The 16021-nt window shown below is 57.3% G+C and carries 16 protein-coding genes; all 16 read left to right on the top strand.

Annotation, left to right across the window (positions count from 1 at the left end; translation table 11 throughout):
• Positions 1-93 precede the first annotated feature (93 nt).
• The 16 genes from fliH (at position 94) to flhA (ending at position 16014) form a co-directional block, all read left to right on the top strand.
• Complete coding sequence (gene fliH / locus AO242_RS01155) at positions 94-909, top strand: flagellar assembly protein FliH (RefSeq protein ID WP_099267354.1); 816 nt, start codon at positions 94-96, stop codon at positions 907-909.
• On the top strand, positions 899-2257 hold the full coding sequence (gene fliI, locus AO242_RS01150) for a flagellar protein export ATPase FliI (protein ID WP_027900998.1): 1359 nt from the start codon (positions 899-901) through the stop codon (positions 2255-2257). Before fliH ends, fliI begins: the two co-directional genes overlap by 11 nt.
• A gap of 6 nt (positions 2258-2263) precedes the next feature.
• Positions 2264-2713: a flagellar export protein FliJ gene (fliJ, locus tag AO242_RS01145; RefSeq protein ID WP_027900997.1), complete on the top strand. Its 450-nt coding sequence runs from the start codon at positions 2264-2266 to the stop codon at positions 2711-2713.
• Positions 2714-3016: 303 nt separating this feature from the next.
• Positions 3017-3319, top strand: coding sequence for an STAS domain-containing protein (locus tag AO242_RS01140; RefSeq protein WP_027898005.1), 303 nt, complete (start codon positions 3017-3019; stop codon positions 3317-3319).
• 4 nt (positions 3320-3323) lie between these two features.
• Positions 3324-5030 carry an ATP-binding SpoIIE family protein phosphatase gene (locus tag AO242_RS01135; RefSeq protein WP_099267353.1) on the top strand — a complete coding sequence of 569 codons (1707 nt, stop codon included), beginning with the start codon at positions 3324-3326 and terminating at the stop codon, positions 5028-5030.
• An 82-nt stretch (positions 5031-5112) separates the two neighbouring features.
• A complete protein-coding gene (locus AO242_RS01130) occupies positions 5113-5427 on the top strand; it encodes an Hpt domain-containing protein (RefSeq protein ID WP_049826699.1) in 315 nt (104 codons plus the stop codon).
• Positions 5428-5675: 248 nt separating this feature from the next.
• Positions 5676-7061: a flagellar hook-length control protein FliK gene (locus tag AO242_RS01125; protein ID WP_099267352.1), complete on the top strand. Its 1386-nt coding sequence runs from the start codon at positions 5676-5678 to the stop codon at positions 7059-7061.
• A gap of 313 nt (positions 7062-7374) precedes the next feature.
• Complete coding sequence (fliL, locus tag AO242_RS01120) at positions 7375-7878, top strand: flagellar basal body-associated protein FliL (RefSeq protein WP_027898001.1); 504 nt, start codon at positions 7375-7377, stop codon at positions 7876-7878.
• Positions 7879-7887: 9 nt separating this feature from the next.
• The gene (gene fliM / locus AO242_RS01115; RefSeq protein WP_027898000.1) at positions 7888-8856 is read left to right on the top strand and encodes a flagellar motor switch protein FliM; all 969 of its coding nucleotides are present in this window, start codon (positions 7888-7890) and stop codon (positions 8854-8856) included.
• Between the two features lie 56 nt (positions 8857-8912).
• Positions 8913-9380 (top strand): flagellar motor switch protein FliN, encoded by a 468-nt coding sequence (gene fliN / locus AO242_RS01110; RefSeq protein WP_027897999.1) that lies wholly within the window; start codon positions 8913-8915, stop codon positions 9378-9380.
• Between the two features lie 5 nt (positions 9381-9385).
• The gene (fliO, locus tag AO242_RS01105; protein ID WP_099267513.1) at positions 9386-9832 is read left to right on the top strand and encodes a flagellar biosynthetic protein FliO; all 447 of its coding nucleotides are present in this window, start codon (positions 9386-9388) and stop codon (positions 9830-9832) included.
• The gene (fliP, locus tag AO242_RS01100) at positions 9832-10578 is read left to right on the top strand and encodes a flagellar type III secretion system pore protein FliP (RefSeq protein WP_099267351.1); all 747 of its coding nucleotides are present in this window, start codon (positions 9832-9834) and stop codon (positions 10576-10578) included. The genes fliO and fliP overlap by 1 nt, the downstream gene beginning before the upstream one ends.
• A gap of 25 nt (positions 10579-10603) precedes the next feature.
• The gene (locus tag AO242_RS01095; protein ID WP_027897996.1) at positions 10604-10873 is read left to right on the top strand and encodes a flagellar biosynthetic protein FliQ; all 270 of its coding nucleotides are present in this window, start codon (positions 10604-10606) and stop codon (positions 10871-10873) included.
• Positions 10874-10877: 4 nt separating this feature from the next.
• Entirely contained in the window at positions 10878-11663 is a 786-nt protein-coding gene (gene fliR, locus AO242_RS01090; protein WP_080237874.1) for a flagellar biosynthetic protein FliR, read from the top strand.
• A gap of 1 nt (position 11664) precedes the next feature.
• Entirely contained in the window at positions 11665-12801 is a 1137-nt protein-coding gene (gene flhB / locus AO242_RS01085; RefSeq protein WP_099267350.1) for a flagellar biosynthesis protein FlhB, read from the top strand.
• Between the two features lie 1083 nt (positions 12802-13884).
• The gene (flhA, locus tag AO242_RS01075; RefSeq protein ID WP_099267349.1) at positions 13885-16014 is read left to right on the top strand and encodes a flagellar biosynthesis protein FlhA; all 2130 of its coding nucleotides are present in this window, start codon (positions 13885-13887) and stop codon (positions 16012-16014) included.
• Positions 16015-16021: the final 7 nt, after the last annotated feature.

The raw sequence follows: 16021 nt of genomic DNA, 5'->3' as shown, positions 1-16021 counted from the left end.
GGATATAGTCTCCGGTGTCCACCGCCTTGCCTGACGACAGTCGTCTGGCAAGGCGGCCTGCGCTGAAACATCACAGACTCTAAGGCACTATCAATGTCCAGCTCCAACAAAGAACCGGTCAGCGAGCTCATCCGCGCCAAGGACGTCGGCGGTTTTGACGTGTGGTCGCTGCCCAGTTTCGACCCGTACAAAGAGCCTGAACCCGAGCCGGAACCGGTGATCGAGGAATCGGTCGACACCATCGAAGAAGTCCCTCTGGAGGAAGTCCAGCCGATAACACTCGAAGAGTTGGAGAGCGTCCGTCAGGAGGCCTACAACGAAGGCTTCGCTACCGGCGAAAAGGAAGGCTTTCACAGCACGCAACTGAAGGTTCGCCAGGAAGCCGAGGTTGCCCTCAAGGAAAAGCTTGCAAGCCTCGACCTGCTCATGACCCAGCTGTTTGATCCGATCGGCAGCCAGGACAAGCAAATCGAGCAATCGGTGATTTATCTGGTGGAGCACATCGCTCGCAAGGTTATTCAGCGGGAGCTGACCACCGATTCACGGCAGATTGGCAATGTCCTGCGCGATGCGCTGAAACTGTTGCCTATGGGCGCCAATAATGTGCGGATCTTCATCAATCCGCAGGATTTTGATCTGGTCAAAGCCATGCGCGAGCGTCATGAGGAAACCTGGCGCATCGTTGAAGATGACACATTGCAGGCTGGTGGTTGCCGGATTGAAACCGAGCACAGCCGGATCGATGCCAGCATCGAGACACGCCTGGCGCTGGCCATTGGCAAAATGTATGACCAGATGCACGAGCAGTCACTGCATCCGGCAGCTCCAGACCTCAGTCTGGAACTGAACACCCCTCCAGCCGCGCCAGCGTCTGCCAGCCCTGATGTCGAGAAATCCGATGCGCCTTGATCGCACCAGCTTCGGCAAACGCCTGGGTTCGTATGCCGAAACCATCGAAATGCCCGTGCAGCCGGTGGTGGAAGGGCGCTTGCTGCGCATGGTCGGTCTGACCCTTGAAGCCGAGGGCCTGCGGGCTGCCATGGGCAGTCGCTGCATGGTGATCAACGATGACAGTCATCATCCGGTAGAAGTCGAAGCCGAAGTCATGGGCTTTTCCGGCAGCAAGATATTCTTGATGCCCGTCGGCAGCGTGTCCGGTCTCGCGCCCGGTGCGCGCGTTGTGCCGTTGGCGGATACCGGCCGTTTGCCCATGGGGATGGCAATGCTGGGCCGCGTACTGGATGGCGCAGGTCGCGCGCTGGACGGCAAAGGCGCCGTTAGGGCCGAGGATTGGGTGCCGATGGACGGCCCGACGATTAATCCGCTCAAGCGCAACCCGATCAGTCAGCCCCTCGATGTGGGCATTCGCAGCATAAACGGATTATTGACGGTGGGCCGCGGCCAGCGTCTAGGGCTGTTCGCCGGTACGGGCGTCGGCAAGAGCGTCCTGCTCGGCATGATGACCCGCTTTACCGAGGCCGACATTATTATCGTGGGCCTGATCGGTGAGCGGGGTCGTGAGGTTAAAGAATTCATCGAGCACAGCCTGGGTGAAGAAGGGCTCAAGCGCTCGGTGGTGGTCGCATCCCCTGCGGATGATGCGCCGCTGATGCGTCTACGGGCGGCCATGTATTGCACGCGAATCGCCGAATATTTTCGTGACAAGGGCAAGAACGTGCTGTTGCTCATGGATTCCCTGACCCGTTTCGCTCAGGCGCAACGGGAAATTGCTCTGGCTATCGGTGAGCCTCCTGCAACCAAGGGCTATCCGCCTTCGGTGTTCGCCAAGCTGCCCAAGCTGGTAGAGCGCGCCGGTAATGCCGAAGCGGGCGGCGGCTCGATCACGGCGTTTTACACAGTGCTGTCCGAAGGCGACGATCAGCAGGATCCGATCGCGGACTCGGCGCGAGGCGTGCTCGACGGCCACATCGTGTTGTCCCGTCGGCTGGCTGAGGAAGGGCATTACCCGGCCATCGATATCGAGGCGTCCATCAGCCGGGTCATGCCTGCGGTGGTCACCCCCGACCACATGAATCAGGCGCAGCACTTCAAGCAGTTGTGGTCGCGTTATCAACAGAGCCGCGATCTGATCAGCGTCGGTGCCTACGTGCCCGGTGGGGATCGGGAAACCGACCTGGCGATTCATCTGCAGCCAACCCTGGTGCGCTTTCTGCGTCAGGGGCTCAATGAAAACGAGAGCATGGAGAACAGCAGTGCTCAGTTGGCTGCCGTCTTCAGCCCTGCTGCGGGTGGCTGATAAGTCATGGCCGTAAGTCGCGCAGCGCGTCTGGCGCCCGTGGTGGATATGGCCGAAAGCGCCGAGCGCGCGGCCGTCCAGCGATTGGGGCATTTCCAGGGGCAGGTGCGCATCGCCGAAGGCAAGCTTAATGACCTGGAGCAGTTTCGCCTGGACTACCAGCAACAATGGATCGACAAGGGCGCCCATGGCGTTTCCGGGCAGTGGCTGCTGGGGTACCAGCGCTTCCTTACCCAGCTGGATACCGCTGTTGATCAGCAGCGCCGGAGTCTGGCCTGGCATCAGGACAACGTCGAAAAAGCCCGCGTCAGTTGGCAGCAGGCTTATGCCCGGGTTGAAGGCTTGCGTAAATTGGTCCAGCGCTACATCGACGAAGCCCGTCAACTGGAAGACAAGCGCGAACAGAAGCTGCTGGATGAGTTATCGCAACGCCTGCCCAGGCATGCGCCGTTTTAACAACGCTGGATAGGGTGCGGCTATAGCTCGCGTCAAACACTAGAGCTGTAGGAGCGCACGAGCACCGCGAGGCCGCGATAGCGGTGTATCAGACGGGCCGCCATCGCTGCCTCGCGGTGCTCGTGAGCTCCTACAGAAAACGCGTTCCAATTCAAAGCATTACGGTATCTGTGAATGGAGCCATTCAGTTTTCACCCGCTTGCCCCTGCAACCTCCCGAAAAATCGGCCTTCAATCAATTTGCCGCCGCTCAAAGGCGGTGCTAAACCTTGATAACGTGACGTACGTCTCTCAGGAATTCTACATGCCGGTCACTTCTGAGCTTTCTCCCGACGGTCAGCAACTGACCATCTCAATCTCTGGGCGCTTTGATTTCGCTTCCCATCAGGACTTTCGTGAAGCTTATGAAAAGTCGGGTAGCGAACTGCGTTATGTCGTTGACCTGAGTGGCACCACTTACCTGGACAGTTCGGCGCTGGGCATGCTTTTGTTGCTGCGTGATCATGCCGGGGGCGAGCGTTCGCGGATTCGTCTGATCAATTGTTGCCCTGATGTCATCACGATCCTGACCATCTCCAATTTCTCGAAGCTTTTCCAGATAGGTTGAACCCTTGCAGCCGTCCAGCGAATCCTTGTGCATCCTGATCGCTGACGACAACGCCAGTGACCGCCTGTTGCTGTCTACTATCGTGGCTCGACAAGGACATCGTGTGTTGTGCGCTGACAATGGCGCCGATGCGATTGCGTTGTTCGAGACAGATCGGCCGCAACTGATATTGATGGACGCCATGATGCCGGTGATGGACGGCTTCGAGGCTGCCCGGCGAATCAAGGAGCTGGCCGGTGAGGCGCTGGTTCCGATTATCTTCCTGACCTCGCTGACGGAAGGTGCTGCATTGGCGCGCTGCCTGGATGCCGGTGGAGACGATTTCATTGCGAAGCCCTACAACCAGACGGTTCTAACGGCAAAAATCAATGCCATGAACCGCTTGCGGCTGCTGCAGGAGACCGTCCTCAGGCAGCGCGACCTGATTGCCCGCCACCATGACTACCTGCTCAACGAGCAACGAGTGGCCAAGGAAGTATTTGATCAGGTAGCGCATTCCGGTTGCCTGGACGCAGCCAATATTCGCTACCTGCAATCGCCTTACGCGCTATTCAACGGCGACTTGTTGCTCGCTGCCTACACACCCGCTGGCCACATGCACCTGTTGTTGGGCGACTTCACCGGGCATGGTTTGCCGGCGGCGGTCGGTGCGATGCCTCTGGCAGAAGTGTTTTACGGCATGACTGCGAAGGGTTTCGGTCTGGCTGAAACCCTTCGCGAGATGAACGCCAAGCTCAAGCGCATCCTGCCGGTGGACATGTTCTGCTGCGCGACCATGGTCTGTATCAACTTCAGTCAGCGCCAGTTTCAGGTCTGGAATGGCGGCTTGCCTGACGGTTATCTGCTGAGTGTTGCGACAGGGGAGCGCACTGCACTGGTTTCACGGCATCTGCCGCTTGGCGTGCTGGACTCGGGTTCGTTTGATGACCGGACCGAGGTTCATCCGTTCGCCTTGGGTGACAGGGTTTTCCTGCTTTCGGATGGGGTGATCGACACCGCGGACAACAAAGAGCAGTTGTTTGGTGTGGCGCGGCTACACGAGGTGCTGGAAGCCAATCGCGATCCGCAGCTGTTGATCACGGAGATTCAGCAAGCGTTGAATGATTTCGGTGGGCAGCCCCGGGATGACGTCAGCATGGTGGAAATCACAGCTGTCGAGCAGGCAGAGCTGGGACCGCAAACCGTGACTTATTCGGACAGCGGTACCTCTACGCCGCTGGATTGGTCATCGACGTTCGAGTTCAGGGCGTCGACCCTCAGGCGCTTTAATCCACTGCCTTATCTGTTGCAGCTGTTGCTGGAGGTCCATGGCCTGCGTCATCAGAGCGGTGCGCTTTACACCGTAATGACCGAGCTTTATAGCAATGCGCTGGAGCATGGCGTTCTGGGGCTGGATTCTTCGCTGAAAAGTAACGCGTCAGGATTTACCCGCTATTATCAGCAGCGGGCAGAGCGGCTTGCCGCGCTGGAGAGTGGCTTCATTCGCATACATTTTCAGGTCACCCCTCTGGATGGGGGCGGCCGTTTGAGTGTGCAGGTGGAGGACAGCGGTAATGGTTTCAACATTGATACAATTCTTGCGTTGCCGCCGACACTCAATGAGCTGTACGGTCGCGGTCTTGCGCTGGTGCGAGAGCTGAGTGACGAGGCTTCGTGGTCTGAGGACGGACGGATCGCACGCGTGGAATTCTGCTGGGGGGCAAAGGCATAACCCCGGGTTCTTGATCAAAGGAGTGAGCAAGGTGTCAGTCATTCATCTGGATTACAGCGTATTGACGACGTTGCAGGAAGTCATGGAAGACGAGTATCCCACCCTTCTGGATGTGTTCCTCAAAGACTCTGAATACCGTATTTCCCGTTTGCGTCAGCTTATGGGAGTGGCTGCGTTTGATCTGCAGGAGCTGAGCCTGGTGGCCCATAGCTTCAAAGGCAGCAGCAGCAATATGGGCGCGCTGCGCCTTGCCGACCTGTGCCGTGAGCTTGAAGAGCGCAGCCGTCGGGAGGAAAGCGTCGGTCTTGGCGATCTATTGGCCGCCCTTGATCACGAATACTCGACTGTGCGTCGGTTATTCGACGCGGAACGCCAGTTTTTTATCGCACACCCCTGAGTCGACTCGCGCTTCTATCAAACAAATGCGCCTACTATTTGGAATGTTATTTACCTGTAGGAGCGCGCTTGCCCGCGACTCGGTCTGTCATTCGATAAATCTATCGGCTTTGCTAACGCTATCGCGCTCCTGGAGGGGCGTGTTGGCTGCGAGAGCGCTGCATCATTGACACCAGGGCTGCTCATGATCGTCTTTGGCCCGTATCTTGCTCTGTTCTGCGTATTCAGCTGTTTTTCGCGGAGATCGACATGCCACTCGCCCCCAATGCTCTTCTTCAAGCCACTCCAGTGGCGGCGCAGAAGGCCAGTTCTGCCAGCAACTCAGCCAGGCAGGCTGACAGCAGCAAAGACGACAACTCCAGCTTCTCTGACGTCTATGCCAAGCAGGCTCAGGCTAAATCGGCTGCGAGCAACGACGCTCCGGTCAAGGCCAAATCTGCCGCGGATAAAGACAAACAGGTTGCAGACAAGGCCGCGTCCGACAAGAACGATGCTGCCGCTTCGGACTCGACGACGGTTGCCGATAGCGGCAATACCTTGCCTGCCGAGCCAGTTGCCAGCGCAAGCGACGGCAAGGCCGAGGAAGAAGTTGATCCGGCACTGGCCCAGGTTGTAACGCCAGACCCGGCGCTTGATCCCGCGCTTGATCCTGCATTGCAAGCCATAGTCAGTCAGGCCTCGGCCCAGGTGGACGTCGACAAGCCGAAAGTTGATGTCGCTTCTGCCTCAACCGCCTTGCCGACCGTGCAGGCCGCTGATCCGGCTGAAGCATCTTTCGACCCGAGCGCTGATCCGCTCGAAGACATGCCCGCGCTGCAGTTTGCTCTGGAGAATGCAGCAGCCAAGGCGCAGCAGGCTCAGCAAGCGCAAAATGCTCACGCAACGAATCAGGCAGGCAAGAACGCCAAGCTGGATAACGCCGCAACGGATCCATCCCAGCTCGCCAATAACCTGGCAGCACTGGATGAGCGTTCATCTGTTTCGGACGAGCCCAGCACCGAGAGCAGCGATAAATCATTCGACGGCTTGCTCGACAGTGGTCTCAAGGATGTCAAATCAGCTGCTGGCGATACTCGGGTGGATAACTTCGCTGATCGTCTGGCAGCCCTGAGTCAAGCCGCTCAACAGCCTCGTGTGGCAGCGCCTGCGGTACCTCTGATGAACCAGCCTTTGGCGATGCACCAGAGTGGCTGGAGTGAAGGCGTGGTAGAGCGCGTCATGTATCTGTCGAGTCAAAACCTGAAATCGGCTGATATCCAGCTGGAGCCTGCTGAATTGGGTCGCCTCGATATTCGTATCAACATGGCGCCTGACCAGCAGACTCAAGTGACCTTCATGAGTGCTCATGTGGGGGTTCGTGAAGCGCTGGAAAGCCAGATGTCCCGCCTGCGCGATTCTTTTACCCAGCAGGGTATGGGGCAGGTGGACGTGAACGTTTCCGACCAGTCCCGCAACCAGCAGAACCAGGCCCAGCAGCAAGAGCAGGCTAACAATGCCCGTGGCACTGGCAACGGTGGTTCGGGCGTCAGTGGCGTGGACGGCCCGGTTGACGGTATCGACGCAGATACTGGCATTGCGATCAGTCAGCCGGTTCAACGGGTTGTCGGTACCAGCGAGATCGATTTCTACGCCTGATGGTGACCTGCTGCCAAGTAACTGAGCGGGGTGTGCCTGGCGCCGCTCAGTCGCGGAGCAAACAAAGATCCGTAGGACCGGCTTTCGCCGGGAGGGCATTGGTTCTGACTACGAGGGTAGTATAAGTGTTGGCCCTCACGGCTAAAGCCAGTGCTCTAATTCCGGCGCTGCCTGATGCTGCAAATACATAAACCCTCGAAAAATCACCTCACTAAAACCCCCGTCCTGACCATCCTCTCCCAACTCTGGCATAACACTTGCTCTTCCTCTGTCACGCATTAGCGAACCCCCCGAATAGTGACGGATTATTGGCATGGCGAAGAGCGACGAAGTTAAAGAACCCGGCTCAAAAGGCAAACTCAAGCTCATTATCATTGTGGTAGTGGCTTTATTGCTGGCCGTCGGCCTTTCAGTCGGCGCGACCTGGTTTTTCATGCACAGCTCCGAGCCGAAGGTAGACCCGGCGGCTGTCGCTGCGGCGGATCCCAATGCCAAACACCCGGCCATTTTCGAAGCGCTCACGCCTGCATTCGTGGTCAATTTCAACTCCAACGGTCGTCAGCGCTACATGCAGGTCAGCATCACCATGCTGGCGCGCAATCAGGCTGATCTTGAGGCATTGAAAGTGCACATGCCGGTCATCCGCAACAATCTGGTGATGCTGTTTGCCGGCATCCCTTTCGAGTCCCTGGCGTCGCCTATCGGTCAGGAAATGCTGCGTCAGAAAGCGACCGCCAGCGTTCAGGAAGTCGCCCAGAAAGAACTGGGCAAAACCGTGATCGAGCAACTGCTTTTCACTAACTTCGTATTGCAGTAGGAACACGACATGGCCGTGCAAGACCTGCTGTCCCAGGATGAGATCGACGCGCTGTTGCACGGCGTGGACGATGGAATGGTTGCAACTGAAAACGCTGCTGAACCCGGCAGCATCAAAAGTTATGACCTGACCAGCCAGGATCGGATCGTACGGGGTCGGATGCCGACTCTGGAAATGATCAACGAGCGATTCGCCCGTTATACCCGCATCAGCATGTTCAACCTGCTGCGTCGCTCAGCCGACGTGGCGGTAGGCGGCGTGCAGGTGATGAAGTTCGGCGAGTACGTTCACTCGCTGTATGTGCCGACCAGTCTCAATCTGGTCAAGCTCAAACCGTTGCGTGGCACCGGGCTGTTCATCCTTGACGCCAAACTGGTGTTCAAGCTGGTGGATAACTTCTTTGGCGGTGACGGTCGTCACGCCAAAATTGAAGGGCGTGAATTTACGCCGACCGAGCTGCGCGTGGTACGCATGGTGCTGGACCAGGCTTTCATCGACATGAAAGAAGCCTGGCAGGCGATCATGGAAGTGAACTTCGAGTACATCAACTCTGAAGTGAACCCGGCGATGGCCAACATTGTGGGTCCGAGCGAAGCGGTTGTCGTATCGACTTTCCATATCGAGCTGGACGGAGGTGGCGGCGACCTGCATGTCACCTTGCCTTACTCGATGATCGAGCCTATTCGGGAAATGCTGGATGCGGGCTTTCAGTCCGATCTGGACGACCAGGATGAGCGCTGGATCAATGCACTCAAGCAGGATGTTCTGGATGTAGCAGTGCCCATGAGCGCGACGGTTGTTCGTCGTCAGTTGTTGCTGCGCGACATTCTGCACATGCAGCCGGGCGACATTATTCCGGTTGATATGCCTGATGAGATGGTGATGCGCGCCAACGGCGTGCCTTCCTTCAAGGTCAAGCTGGGATCGCATCAAGGCAATCTGGCCCTGCAAGTCATCGAACCGATAGAGCGGCGTTGAGTTTTTCTCGCCGAAAATTTTTGTGTCACTGAATCAATGTTCACCGAGGACAACCGATGGCTGATGAAAACGATATGACGTCTGCTGAAGATCAGGCGTTGGCCGATGAGTGGGCGGCAGCACTGGAAGAAACCGGTGATGACGGGCAGAGCGATATCGATGCGCTGCTTGCTGCAGATGCCGGTAATTCGGCGGCGTCCAGCCGTATGGCAATGGAAGAGTTCGGCAGCGTGCCCAAGAGCAATGCTCAGGTAACGCTTGATGGTCCCAACCTTGATGTGATTCTGGATATTCCGGTGTCCATCTCCATGGAAGTGGGCAGTACCGATATCAGTATTCGTAACCTGCTGCAGCTCAACCAGGGTTCGGTTATCGAGCTGGATCGTCTGGCGGGTGAGCCGCTCGATGTTCTGGTCAACGGCACGCTGATCGCCCATGGCGAAGTGGTTGTGGTCAATGAGAAGTTCGGCATCCGCCTGACTGACGTGATCAGCCCAAGCGAACGTATCAAGAAGCTGCGCTAGTGAAGATGATCAAAGCCGTAGCCGTGTTCCTCGTCATGCCGCTGAGCGCTTTGGCGGCTGAGCCCGCCGTTCAGGCGGTGGCGCCTCAGGCGACTGCCGCGGCGTCATCAGGCATGGGCGGGCAGATAGTGCAGTTGCTGTTCGGCCTTCTGCTGGTCGTCGGTCTCATCTTTCTGCTGGCCTGGCTGATGCGTCGGGTTCAGCGCGGCGTACCGGGCAATGCTCAGGTGATCGAGCTGGTCGGCTCGCGGGCTATCGGCCCGCGTGATCGCCTGGTACTGGTTCAGGTCGGCAACGAACAGATTCTGCTTGGCGTCACGCCGGGACGAATCACGCCGTTGCATGTGCTCAACGAGCCAGTGCGGGTGCCGGAGACCCAGCCGGTGAACTCCGAGTTTGCGCAGCGTTTGATGGACTTGATGGGCAACAAGGTTCAGAAGGATAAGAAGTAATGCTGCGTATTCTGTTGACAGTTTTGCTGGTGCTGGCAGCGCCTGTGGCGTTCGGTGCCGATCCGTTGTCGATCCCGGCAATTACCTTGGCCAACGGTGCAAACGGTCAGCAGGAATACTCGGTCAGCCTGCAAATCCTGCTGATCATGACGGCGCTGAGCTTTATCCCGGCGTTCGTCATGCTGATGACCAGTTTTACGCGGATCATCATTGTTTTCTCGATTCTGCGTCAGGCCCTGGGTCTGCAGCAGACGCCGTCGAACCAGATCCTGACCGGCATGGCGCTGTTCCTGACCATGTTCATCATGGCCCCGGTGTTTGACCGGGTGAATCAGGATGCCTTGCAGCCCTATCTGGCGGAAACCATGACGGCTCAGGATGCAGTGGCCAAGGCGCAGGTACCAATCAAGGATTTCATGCTGGCGCAAACCCGCACCAGCGATCTTGAGTTATTCATGCGGCTTTCCAAGCGCACTGACATCGCCTCTCCTGATCAGGCTCCGCTGACGATCCTGGTTCCGGCGTTTGTCATTTCCGAGCTCAAGACAGCGTTTCAGATCGGCTTCATGATCTTCATTCCGTTTCTGGTCATCGACCTGGTGGTCGCCAGCGTGCTGATGGCCATGGGTATGATGATGCTCTCGCCGTTGATTATTTCCCTGCCGTTCAAAATCATGCTTTTTGTGCTGGTGGATGGCTGGGCGTTGATCGTCGGCACGCTGGCCAGCAGTTTCGGTGGTGTATGACCCGTCCTGATCAGGAGTCTGCGCAATGACGCCAGAAGTAGCTGTCGACCTGTTCCGCGAGGCGCTGTGGTTCACCACATTGCTGGTGGCGATTCTGGTAGTGCCCAGTCTGCTCTGTGGTCTGTTGGTCGCCATGTTTCAGGCGGCCACTCAGATCAACGAACAGACGCTGAGCTTTTTGCCGCGTCTCATCGTGATGCTCATCACGTTGATCGTCGCCGGTCCCTGGCTGCTCAAGGTGTTCATGGAATACATCCTCGCGTTGTATACCAGCATCCCGACTGTGATCGGCTGACCTCGTGGAACCGATTCTAGCCCTGACCAACGGGCAGATCGGCACTTGGGTAGCGAGCTTCATGCTGCCGATGTTCCGGATTGTTGCGCTGTTGATGACCATGCCGATCATCGGTACCACACTGGTCCCTCGTCGTGTGCGTCTTTATCTTGCGCTGGCCATCACCGTGGTTGTGGCGCCAGTCCTGCCGCCCATGCCCGAGGTCAACGCGCTGGACCTGACCGCCTTGTTGCTGATCGGTGAGCAGATCATTATCGGCGCGGGTCTAGGGCTGTTTCTCCAGCTGTTCTTTCATTCTTTCGTGATTGCCGGCCAAATCATTTCCACGCAAATGGGCATGGGCTTCGCCTCGATGGTTGACCCTACCAACGGCGTGTCATCGGCAGTGATTGGTCAATTCTTTACCATGCTGGTCACGCTTGTGTTTCTAGGCATGAACGGCCACCTGGTGGTGATAGAAACCCTGATCGAGAGCTTTACGACCATGCCGGTAGGGAGTGGTTTGCTGGTATCCAACTTCTGGGCGCTTGCCAATGGCCTGGGCTGGGTCATGGCTGCCGGTCTGAAGCTGGTGTTGCCGACGATTACCGCCTTGCTGGTCGTCAACATCGCTTTCGGCGTTATGACCCGTGCAGCACCGCAGCTGAACATTTTCTCCATTGGTTTTCCGCTGACGCTGGTAATGGGCTTTGTCATCCTGTGGATCAGCCTGGCCGACATTCTCAATCAGTACCAACCGCTGGCAACTGAAGCGCTGCAGGGCTTCCGCGATATGGTGAGGGCTCGCTGACATGGCTGAGAACGAGAATGGTCAGGACAAAACAGAAGAACCCACGGATAAAAAGCGAAGTGATTCCCGTAAGGAAGGCCAGATTGCCCGCTCCAAGGAGCTGAATACCCTGGCAATCATGATGGCAGGCGCTATCGGGCTTCTGGTCGAAGGGTCGGACATTGCTCAGGCAATGTCCTACATGATGACTTCGAATTTCACCATCACCCGTGAAGTGCTCATGGATCAGGGGTCCATGGCAAAGATGCTCTTGTCGACCGGCAAACTCGCGCTGGTCGTCATGATGCCTTTTTTCCTGGTCATGCTCGCTGCCGCGATCATTGGCCCGATCTCCCTGGGTGGGTGGTTGTTCGCCGCCAAATCAATGGCTCCCAAGTTCAGCCGCATGAACCCGTTTGCGGGCCTCAAGCGCATGTTCTCTCCCACCGCGCTGATTGAGCTACTCAAGTCCTTCGCCAAGTTCGTCATTGTGCTGATCGTGGCATTGGTGGTTCTGAACATGGAAAAGGCCGCACTGGTTTCGATTGCTCACGAGCCCTTGGAGCAGGCGATTATTCACAGTCTGCAAGTGGTGGGCTGGAGTACGTTGTGGATGGCGTGCGGGCTGATTTTCATTGCGGCGGTGGATGTGCCATTCCAGCTATGGGAAGCGCACAAGAAGCTGTTGATGACCAAGCAGGAAGTGCGCGATGAGTACAAGAACTCCGAAGGCAGTCCGGAGGTCAAGCAGCGCATTCGTCAGTTGCAGCGAGACGCATCGCAGCGCCGCATGATGGAGTCGGTCCCTCAGGCGGATGTGATCATCACTAACCCGACGCACTTTGCCGTGGCTCTTAAATATGACCCTGATCAGGGTGGGGCGCCGATGCTGGTGGCCAAGGGCGTGGATTTTGTGGCGTTGAAGATTCGGGAGGTTGCTGCGCATAACCAGATTCTGATTCTTGAATCGCCGGGTCTTGCGCGTTCGATTTACTACAGCACGGATCTTGATCAGGAAATCCCGGCCGGTCTGTACTTGGCGGTGGCTCAGGTTCTGGCGTATGTGTATCAGATTCGTCAGTACCATGCAGGGCAGGGCAAGCGTCCGGATCCGCTGGGTGATATCACCATTCCGCCGGATTTGCAGCGGGATTCTTGATTTTTGCTGACTGCATCTGCGTACATATCCATTACCGCGTTCATGGCTGATATTGGTTGCGCTTTTACAGCGCCTCACTTTTGAGAAGCGCAAAAGTAAGCAAAACGCTCTTGCCCCACCACTTGGTGCCTCGCCTAGGCTCGGCATACCCGTAATCCGACATTGCTGCGTGGGGCCGCCGCCACCGGCCATCCATGGCCTGAGGCGGCTAAACCGGCATCCCTGCCGGTTTACCCCACGCAGCAATATCGAATTCCGGCCGGCGTGGTCTAACGGGGCGCCTCAGATCAAAATCAAAAGCAGATCAAAAGCAGCGGTTCCCCCGCGGAACGGTAGGAGCGAACTTGTTCGCGAGACGTCCGCACAGCCAACGCATCCGTCATCTGACACACCGCCTCGCAGCCTTCGGCAGCTCCTGCAGAAGCCGGGAAGTTCACAAACCAAGTCGGCTGTCAGGCCGCCGCGCTTTTGATTTTGATCTGAGGCGCCTCGTTAAACCACGCTGGCCCGGACCGGTAGGAGCGAACTTGTTCGCGAGACGTCAGCACAGTTGACGCTTTTCGTCCCCTGACAAACCGCTTCGCAGCCTTCGGCAGCTCCTACAGATGCCCGGAGAACCCACACAACCAGGTCGGCTGTCAGGCCGCCGAGCTTTTGATTTTGATCTGAGGCGCCCCGTCAAACCACGCTGGCCGAACGCAGATCTGAAACCGTGGGTAACCCGGCAGGACGCCGGGTTAGCCGCACGGGGCCATGGATGGCCCATTGCGGCGGCCCACGGTTTCAGATCTGCGGGCGGGCATCCCGAGCCTAGGCGAGGGACCGAGTGGTGGGGCAAGAGCGTTTTGCTTACTTTTGCGCTTCACAAAAGTGAGGCGCTGTAAAAGCGCAACCAATATCAGCCGTTACCCAACAATGGATATGTACACAAAATCCCCCCTCCCTCCAAAAAATCTCACACTTTCTTACAGACCCCACCCGCTATTTCATCACCAATTCCACAGTTGGAAAGCTTCTTGCAATAGGTCATATCAGGTCGCCATCGGCGTCAAAGTTTTGATTTAGCGCGCAGGTGAATAATCGGTGGAACGCTCTCAGTTAATCAGTAGCGCACGTAGCAATCTGGCAGGCCTCGGCCGCGGCCAGCTGGGCGTTCCGTTGCTGCTGTTGGTCATGATGGCAATGATGATGTTGCCCATCCCGCCGTTCCTGCTGGACGTGTTCTTCACGTTCAACATCGCGCTGTCCATCGTGGTTCTGCTGGTCTGTGTGTACGCACTGCGTCCACTCGACTTCTCGGTATTCCCGACCATCCTCCTGGTCGCCACCTTATTGAGGCTGGCGCTCAACGTAGCCTCGACCCGCGTCGTCATGCTGCACGGTCAGGACGGTCACGCCGCTGCCGGTAAAGTGATTCAAGCGTTTGGTGAAGTGGTCATCGGCGGTAACTACGTCGTCGGTATCGTGGTGTTCGCCATCCTGATGATCATCAACTTCGTGGTAATCACCAAAGGTGCCGGGCGGATCTCCGAGGTGAGTGCGCGTTTCACCCTGGACGCCATGCCCGGTAAGCAAATGGCAATCGACGCCGACTTGAACGCCGGTCTGATCGACCAGCCTGAAGCCAAGCGTCGCCGTCTTGAAGTCGCTCAGGAAGCCGAGTTCTACGGTTCCATGGACGGTGCCAGCAAGTTCGTTCGTGGTGACGCCATTGCCGGTCTGTTGATTCTCTTCATCAACCTGATTGGCGGCATGCTCGTGGGTATGCTGCAGCACAACATGACATTTGCTGACGCCGGCAAGATTTACACCTTGCTGACCATCGGTGACGGTTTGGTGGCGCAATTGCCATCACTGCTTTTGTCCACCGCCGCAGCGATCATGGTGACCCGTGCTTCCGGTTCGGAAGAAATGGGCAAGATGATCAACCGCCAGATGTTCACTTCCTGGAAAGCGCTGGGTGTGTCTGGCGCGATCATGATCGTGATGGGCCTCGTGCCAGGCATGCCGCACTTTTCCTTCATCAGTCTGGGCCTTGTCGCTTGCGGCATCGGCTACCTGCTTTGGAAGAAAGAGAATCAGGTCAAGGTCGTCGCGTTGGAAGAGGTCAAGCGTCAGCAGGAAATGCTGCCTTCGCCGACGCGCATTCAGGATTCCAAAGAGCTGGGCTGGGATGATGTAACCCCCATCGACATGATCGGCCTGGAAGTGGGCTATCGCCTCATTCCGTTGGTAGACCGTAATCAGGGTGGTCAACTGCTGGCGCGGATCAAGGGCGTGCGCAAGAAGCTCTCTCAAGAGCTGGGCTTCCTGATGCCGACCGTACACATTCGCGACAACCTGGATCTGGCTCCCAGCGCCTATCGTTTGACGCTGATGGGGGTCACGCTGGCTGAGGCGGAGATTTATCCGGATCGCGAGCTGGCCATCAACCCGGGTCAGGTGTTCGGTTCGCTCAACGGTATTACCGCCAAGGACCCGGCGTTTGGCCTGGAAGCCGTCTGGATCGAAATCAGCCAGCGCAGCCAGGCTCAGTCTCTCGGTTATACCGTGGTTGACGCCAGTACCGTGGTCGCGACCCACCTCAACCAGATTCTTTACAAGCACTCTCATGAGCTGATTGGTCATGAGGAAGTGCAGCAACTGATGCAATTGCTGGCTAAAAGCTCGCCCAAGCTGGCTGAAGAGCTGGTTCCAGGCATTCTGTCGTTGTCTGCCCTGCTCAAAGTGTTGCAGGCGCTGCTGTCCGAGCAGGTTCCTGTGCGGGACATCCGCACCATTGCCGAAGCCATCGCCAACAACGCTCAGCGGAGTCAAGATACCGCCGCGCTGGTGGCTGCAGTCCGGGTCGGATTGAGCCGCGCAATCGTCCAAAGCATTGTAGGCATTGAGCCGGAGCTACCAGTTATCACGCTGGAGCCAAGGTTGGAACAGATATTGCTCAATAGTCTTCAGAAGGCTGGTCAGGGTCAGGAAGAAGGCGTTCTCCTTGAACCAAGCATGGCGGAAAAACTTCAGCGTTCGCTGATCGATGCCGCCCAGCGTCAAGAGATGCAAGGCTTACCAGTGATTCTGCTGGTAGCAGGCCCGGTTCGGGCCATGCTGTCGCGGTTTGGACGGTTGGCTGTACCAAATATGCACGTGTTGGCGTATCAGGAAATTCCTGACAACAAGCAAGTAACCATCGTAGCGACTGTCGGGCCTAACGGCTGAGGTAGTG

Origin of the sequence: Pseudomonas sp. ICMP 561, assembly GCF_002699985.1 — a bacterium.
Lineage (GTDB): Bacteria > Pseudomonadota > Gammaproteobacteria > Pseudomonadales > Pseudomonadaceae > Aquipseudomonas > Aquipseudomonas quasicaspiana.
This window is presented reverse-complemented; position numbering and strand designations above follow the sequence as displayed.